Source organism: Gramella sp. KN1008 (assembly GCF_004332155.1).
Classification (GTDB): domain Bacteria; phylum Bacteroidota; class Bacteroidia; order Flavobacteriales; family Flavobacteriaceae; genus Christiangramia.
Window position 1 is genome coordinate 531,541 of the sequence record NZ_SJDV01000002.1, and the last position, 7,016, is coordinate 538,556.

A 7,016-nucleotide genomic window follows, 5' to 3' on the forward strand; every position below is an offset into this window, starting at 1 on the left:
TTATGTTAGGACTCAAGTTACCAACAGATCCCAGATGGGCAGATATCGCTAAAAAGAATATAGAAGAAATTCTGGTAGACCATGCTTATTGTGAGCAGAAGGCTGCTTCCACTGCAATTTCTTTAATAGTTACCTACCCCGAATATTCTGAGCTTGTCACAGCCATGACCGCTTTGGCACGAGAAGAAATGGGACATTTTAAGATGGTTCATGAGAAGATCCTGGAAAGAGGTTATACAATGGGCTGGGATCGCAAGGATGAATACGTAATAAAACTGAGGGAGTTCTTCCCTAAAGGAGGCAGCCGTACAACCCAGCTTATTCACAGGTTGCTTATCGCCGGTTTGATAGAAGCCAGAAGTTGCGAGCGTTTCCGTTTACTTTCTGAAGAACTTGAAGACAAAGAACTTTCAAAGTTTTACAAAGACCTGATGGTAAGTGAAGCTAACCATTATACCATGTTCCTCAAATTTGCCCGGAAATATGGAGAACGAGAGATCGTAGACCGTAAATGGCAGGAATTACTAGAATATGAAGCCGAAGTGATGAAAGAACTTGGTAAAAAGGAAACCATCCATGGTTAAGAGGATTTTCTTTTAGATTTATTATGAAGGGATTTAATGATCCCATCTGCGAGACCAATCTTAGGCACAAAGATGCGGTGGGCCCTGGCCCATTTCATCGAATTCACATATATCTTTGATGCAGGAATGATCACATCTGCCCTGTCATTCTTCAATCCCAGTTCGGTGATTCGTTCCTCATAGGTGTAGGAATTCAGCATTTCATTATAATCCTTTAAATATTTAAGGCTTAATGGTTTTCCTTCCTTTTTTCCACTGGTCTTAAAGATATTATTAATGTTTCCGCCAGATCCAATAAGATCTATATCATCATAATCTTTAGTTGTTTCCTTTACCCAGGCCTGCATCTCCTCCCAGGTCCTATGCTCAACCAGATCCTCCATCATTCTCACCGTACCAACTTTAAAGGATCTCGAGGCTATGGTCTTTCCATTACTATATAATGTATATTCTGTGCTACCACCACCTACATCCACGTACAAATAGTTACAATCATTCTGTATAAGGGCATGAAGATCAGTTGCAGCAATGATGGCAGCCTCATGGCTTCCATCTATGATCTCTATTTCCACTCCGGTCCTTTCCTTTACCACTTGAGAGACCTCTTCTCCGTTCTTAGCTTCGCGCATAGCCGAAGTGGCACATGCCTTATATTTTTCCACCCCATGTGACTTCATCAGTAAATTGAACGCCAGCATGGTATCTGTCATTCTCTGGATATTCTTGTCTGAAATTTTTTGTTTGAGGAAAACATCAGATCCCAGACGAATAGGCACCCTTACCAGTGAAGTCTTTTTAAAGTCGGTCTCCATCCCCTCTTTTTCGGTAATGGTAGAAACTAAAAGTCTTACGGCATTAGAACCGATATCTATGGCGGCGTAGGTTTTCTGTTTTATCATTACTCCTGTATTTCAATTTTTTTCAAATAATAATCGTAAAGAGCGAACTGAGACCTGATCTTTGGACCATCACTCTGCCTGTATGGATTTGCCATTCCCCTGCAGTGATTTCGAGCTTTAACGTTATCACTCCAGCTAATGTCAAATGTATCCATAAGCTCTTTCTTAATATCTTCATCATATATAGGACACGAAACTTCTACCCGTTGATCAAGGTTCCGGGTCATAAAATCGGCGGAAGATATATACACTTTCGGATCCCCTCCATTCTCGAAGATAAAAATTCTTGGATGCTCAAGGAACTTATCCACTATACTTATAGCCTCGATATTCTCGCTTAATCCTTCAATACCAGGTATAAGACAGCAAATTCCACGCACTATAAGCTTAATCTTCACCCCGGCCTTACTCGCAGTGTAAAGCTTGTCTATAATCCCGTTGTCAGAAATACTGTTCAGCTTAAGTCTAATCCCGGCGGGTTTGCCTTCTTTTATATTGTCTATCTCATTCTGAATGAGTTTATAGAGTGCACTCCGTGTGTAATGAGGAGAGACGATGAGATGTTTATATTTATTCACCTTATAATTGATCTCGAAAAAATCGAAGACCTTGTTCACTTCTTTCAGTATGGCCGGATCTGCCGTAAAAAGGGTATAATCCGTATAAACCCGTGAAGTACTTTCATTGAAATTCCCGGTACTTATAAATCCATATCTCTTCAATTTACCGTCCTCTTCCCTTTCTATCACACAGGTTTTACAGTGGACTTTCAGACCCGGAACTCCGAAGATCAGTTTCACGCCCTCTTCCTGCATTTGCTCGGCATACCGAATATTGGCCACTTCATCAAAACGCGCACGCAGTTCGATTTGCACTGTGACCTTCTTTCCATTTTTTACAGCATTAATCAGCGAACTGGCAATATGTGATATCTTCGCGAGACGATAAATGGTGATCTTGATAGTCTTAACCTTAGGATCTAAAGCAGCCTCCCTTAAAAACTTCACCACGTAAGCAAAGCTCTGATAAGGAGTGTAGAGCAGATAATCCTTCTTAGCAATCCCACTCAAAAGACTCGTCTGTAAAATCAATCCGGGGATAGGAAGTGGCTCCCTTACTTCATATTGCAGATCCGGCCTTCCCAGACTTGGGAATTCCATATAATCCCGCCGGTTATGATAACGCCCTCCGGGAATGATACTATCTGTAGATTCTATTCCCATCTTATCCATAAGATAGGTGAGAGTGTCCTGATCTATATTCTTATCATATACAAAACGAACCGGATCACCTTTAATCCTGTCCTTTACACTATCTGATATCTTCTCTATAAAACTTTTACTCAAATCACTGTCCAGATCCAGCTCTGCATCCCTGGTTATCTTTATCATATGAGCCGAAAGACTTTCATATTTAAAGATATTAAAGATCATATTCAGATTGTGCCTGATGAGATCATCAAGCAGGATGATATACTGGTTTCCGTTTTCTTCAGGAAGCACCACAAAGCGTTCAATATTTCTGGGTATCTCAATAAGTACATATCTTTTCTCCTTGACCGAACGGTTAATGATCTTGGAAATGCCAGTATTCGGAACGGTTTCTTCAGCCATAACCATTTTCACTGCCAGATATGCGGCACTGTCTTTAAGCATAGGGATCTCCGGAAGGTCGTTCAGAATAATGGTAACCAGTGCGGGACTAACCTTGCTCAAAAAGAAATTTCTTATAAACTCTTCCTGATTTTGGGTAACCTCGTCTTCCTTTATAATATGGATTTTATGCTTGCGAAGTTTCGTTTGGATATCCTCCAGGATTTTTAGACTTTCAGCCTGCTGATCTATCACGATCTTGGTGATCTCCTCCAGAAGCTTGTTCGCTTTTATTCCACCAAGCGCGCTCTTCCCAGATTTTCCGGCAAGATCTATACGCTTGACTGTCGCGTAGCGTACTTTAAAAAACTCGTCAAGGTTATTTGAAAATATCCCCAGAAACCGCAGTCTCTCAATTAAGGGAACCGTTTCATCTGCAGCTTCCTGTAAAACCCTGGCATTAAAAGACAGCCAGCTCAACTCCCTGTTTGTGTAACGTTTTTCCAACATGTAAATCTATCGGAGATTTTTAGGCAACAAGGTTAGCAAAGTTTTACCTTTTCGTACCTCTTTCCATGAATCAACTTCAAAATCGATCACACATAGACCGGTGGTAGGAAGGTTGTCCAGCTTTTTATCACCGAGGGAGTTTACAAGGATAGTCATCCCGGGATTGTGACCAAAAACAAAAAGTTTATCCACATCATCTGGACATGAACGTATTACCGATAACAGTTCATTTTGATTAAAAGTATAAAGATCCTCCACTACCCTGAAATCTTCATCATTTACCTTAAGTCTTTTTTTGAACATTTTAGCAGTTTCATGGGCCCTCACAGCATGGCTGCTCCAAAAGAGTGCAGGTGGTTCATAAAAATGCTCAAAGGCATCCAGCACTACTTCAGCATCATTATAAGCTCTTTTCTTCAAAGGCCTTTTATGATCTGGCAGATCATTATCCCATGAAGATTTCCCATGTCTTACCAATACTAGTCTTTTCATAATCTAAGGTGCTAATCTTTTATAAATCCAGTTATCGCCTTCCCGAGAATAAAGTATTCTGTCGTGGAGACGGTTTTTGCGGCCCTGCCAGAACTCAAAGGAGACCGGTTTTACAAGGTAACCTCCCCAATAGGAAGGTAAAGGAATTTCCTTATTCTCATACTTCCTTTCAAGATCGGCCAGTTTTCCCTCCAAAAATTCCCGTGAAGGAACCACTGAACTTTGGTTAGAGGCATGTGCTCCTAACTGGCTGCCTCTGGGCCTGGAATGAAAGTATTTTTCTGATTCATCTTCAGGTATTTTTGCGGTCTCTCCCTGAATTATGACCTGCTTTTCCAGTGCTGCCCAAAAGAATGAAAGGCAACATTGCGGATTTTCATCCAGGTCCTTTCCTTTTTCTGATTCGTAGTTAGTAAAAAAAACAAAACCATTAGGATCAAATGATTTTAATAAGATGATCCGTGATTTGGGCATAAGGTCTTTTCCCACTGTTGAAACACTCATGGCATTAGCTTCTCCAACTTCGGGAGATTCATCCGCAAGACTGAACCATGATTTAAAGAGTTCAAAAGGTTCCTTTGGAATATCTTTTTCAAGAAGAATTCCTTTTTCGTAGGATCGACGGTAATGAGTAAGGTCTTTTTGCATTTGTGGTGGAAAGTTTTATGCAATTTACAAGTTTATTGAACAAGGCTAAAATGTTTTTTCATCGCAGTAGACCGAATGAAATTTATCGAGGTACTGAACATTGAAGAAAGTTCAAAAACATTAAGAATTAACTCTCACAATATCAATTAAGTATAAAATTATTGTACGAAATTGCGTGTAGGATATTTTGCTTAATCAGGTCTTTTAGTTGTCTGTTTTTTAGGGTTTTCCCTTATTTAATTGTTCAAATTCCTACATAAATATGACAGTTTTTAAAGATAAATCCCTCATTTCCATTGAATAGAATCTACCAAATCATGTAGTTGAACGAGTATATTTTACATTATATCTAATAGTTGTAGCATTTCTCTTTTAACAGGTTTTTATAACATAATTTTACCCCAGAATAACACCACAATAGAGTCACCCCCACACTTCTATAGGTAATCCCCTCAACATTACCCGGTGTTTGTACCCTTAAGATTTTTGAAACTGAGTTCCCCAAATCAGATGAAGCTGACTTTCTCTGAAGGTCTAAACTATTGAAATGATTTCCCGAAAGGGATTAAAAAAATTTGATAATTCTAAACATTATTAATATGATTTGGAAAACTACTTACTCATTTATTGTTGCATTATTCCTTTTTACTATAGGACTAAATGCGCAAACCTCTACCCCCGATCTTAGAAATTGTGGGGGATGGAACTGTACTTCAGAAAACTTTACACTTAATGATGTTTTTCTAACGTTGATTGATACAGATTCTAATACAGTTATTGATGTTGATGACTGTGATTCTGGAGAGATTCTCAATGCAAAGGTGATGCTTAATTACAGTTCAAATGCAAGCAACACCATAAACAGCACCAGAGTTTTTGCTGATCTCGTGATAGACGGTGAGACAACTTATATAAATTCATATTTAGGGGATGTTCCCGGTAAAGGTGAACCACAAAGTAGACAGATATATCCTAATGACGGAAGTAATTCTTTTGAATGGGAATGTGGTACCGAACTTTTATTACAGAACATTTTAGTTGCCTGGAGAACAGGCGGAAATACTGATATTCAGTACAATTATGACTGCAATAGTTATAATAAAACTCAATGCGAATTCCCAACCAGTACTATTATTGCTGCTCCATTAGCTGTGCAATTTGACTACACCGTATGTAGAGAAAATGGTACTACTACTGTTAACTATTCATCTACTACAAATGGCGGTGTTGCTCCTTATACATTTTCATGGGATTTTAATGATGATGGAACTCCTGATAGTTCCTTACCAAATCCGACCTTTACAACTTCCTCTTCCGAAGATTTTACCACCACTCTCACCGTAATAGACGATCAGGGAACTGATAGTGATTATACTGTTTTAATTAGTAATCCTTCTGAGATTAACGTAACCGGGGATATCATTGATATTAATTGTGATGCTTCAAGCTTAGGTAGTGTAGACATTACCATTTCAGGTGGTACCGATCCTTTTATTGTTAGCTGGGAAGGGCCTAATGGATTTAGTTCAACTTCTGAAGACATTACTAATCTTGAGGCAGGTACATATACCATTACTGTAAATGATACTTACGGATGTGAGAAATCTGCCAGCTTTACCATAGAGCAGGATCCGACTCCAGTTGTTGAAGCCGGAAATAATATGGAGCTTAACTGTTCCACTTCTTCAGTGACCCTTGACGGATCTGGTACTTCTACTAACGCCGATGCCAATTTAACCTATTCCTGGAGTGGTCCTGGTGATTTCTCCGCAACTAGCGAAGATGCTACCGTGTCTAATCCCGGTATATACACTCTTACGGTAACTGATACTGATAATGGATGTTCTTCCTCTGATACTGTGGAAGTAACTCAGGATTCCACTACTCCAGTAGCAGAAGCAGGAGACAATAAGGAACTAGCCTGTACCATTACTTCGATCACATTAGACGGGTCGGCTACTTCAGCCAATAACAACGCTAATCTTAGCTATGCATGGAGTGGACCCGACGGATTCACCTCCGACTTGCAGAGCCCAAGCGTGGATGCCATCGGTATCTATACCCTTACCGTAACCGATGCCGATAACGGATGTTTCGGTACCGATACCGTAGAGGTAACTCAGGATATCACTGCTCCAGTAGCAGAAGCAGGAGACAATAAGGAACTAACCTGTACCATTACTTCGATCACATTGGACGGGTCGGCTACTTCAGCCAATAACGACGCTAATCTTAGCTATGCATGGAGTGGACCCGACGGATTCACCTCCGACTTGCAGAGCCCAAGCGTG

Annotated in this window: 6 protein-coding genes; 2 read left to right on the forward strand and 4 right to left on the reverse strand. The window is 40.0% G+C overall.

Annotated elements, in window-relative coordinates; genetic code table 11:
• Positions 1-2 precede the first annotated feature (2 nt).
• Entirely contained in the window at positions 3-584 is a 582-nt protein-coding gene (locus EZJ28_RS05675; RefSeq protein ID WP_131395800.1) for a tRNA-(ms[2]io[6]A)-hydroxylase, read from the forward strand.
• On the opposite strand, the gene EZJ28_RS05680 is transcribed toward EZJ28_RS05675, so the two are convergent.
• From EZJ28_RS05680 to pdxH, 4 genes are read right to left on the reverse strand one after another with little or no spacing between them, the layout of a single operon-like run.
• Entirely contained in the window at positions 581-1,483 is a 903-nt protein-coding gene (locus EZJ28_RS05680) for a Ppx/GppA phosphatase family protein (protein ID WP_131395802.1), read from the reverse strand. The two genes, EZJ28_RS05675 and EZJ28_RS05680, sit on opposite strands and share 4 nt — an antisense overlap.
• The gene (gene ppk1 / locus EZJ28_RS05685) at positions 1,483-3,585 is read right to left on the reverse strand and encodes a polyphosphate kinase 1 (RefSeq protein WP_131395804.1); all 2,103 of its coding nucleotides are present in this window, start codon (positions 3,583-3,585) and stop codon (positions 1,483-1,485) included. Before ppk1 ends, EZJ28_RS05680 begins: the two co-directional genes overlap by 1 nt.
• 6 nt (positions 3,586-3,591) lie before the next feature.
• On the reverse strand, positions 3,592-4,077 hold the full coding sequence (locus EZJ28_RS05690) for a histidine phosphatase family protein (protein WP_131395806.1): 486 nt from the start codon (positions 4,075-4,077) through the stop codon (positions 3,592-3,594).
• Positions 4,078-4,080: 3 nt separating this feature from the next.
• Positions 4,081-4,725, reverse strand: coding sequence for a pyridoxamine 5'-phosphate oxidase (pdxH, locus tag EZJ28_RS05695; RefSeq protein ID WP_131395808.1), 645 nt, complete (start codon positions 4,723-4,725; stop codon positions 4,081-4,083).
• 599 nt (positions 4,726-5,324) lie between these two features.
• Between pdxH and EZJ28_RS05700 the strand changes: the two genes are divergently transcribed.
• Positions 5,325-7,016 (forward strand): PKD domain-containing protein (locus EZJ28_RS05700; protein ID WP_131395810.1); only part of this gene is annotated, 1,692 nt, incomplete at its 3' end.

Bases quoted from the DNA above. Each gene is read 5' to 3' on its own strand.
- pdxH (WP_131395808.1), bottom strand. From the start codon at position 4,725: ATGCAAAAAGACCTTACTCATTACCGTCGATCCTACGAAAAAGGAATT.
- EZJ28_RS05675 (WP_131395800.1), top strand. From the start codon at position 3: ATGTTAGGACTCAAGTTACCAACAGATCCCAGATGGGCAGATATCGCT.
- EZJ28_RS05680 (WP_131395802.1), bottom strand. From the start codon at position 1,483: ATGATAAAACAGAAAACCTACGCCGCCATAGATATCGGTTCTAATGCC.
- ppk1 (WP_131395804.1), bottom strand. From the start codon at position 3,585: ATGTTGGAAAAACGTTACACAAACAGGGAGTTGAGCTGGCTGTCTTTT.
- EZJ28_RS05690 (WP_131395806.1), bottom strand. From the start codon at position 4,077: ATGAAAAGACTAGTATTGGTAAGACATGGGAAATCTTCATGGGATAAT.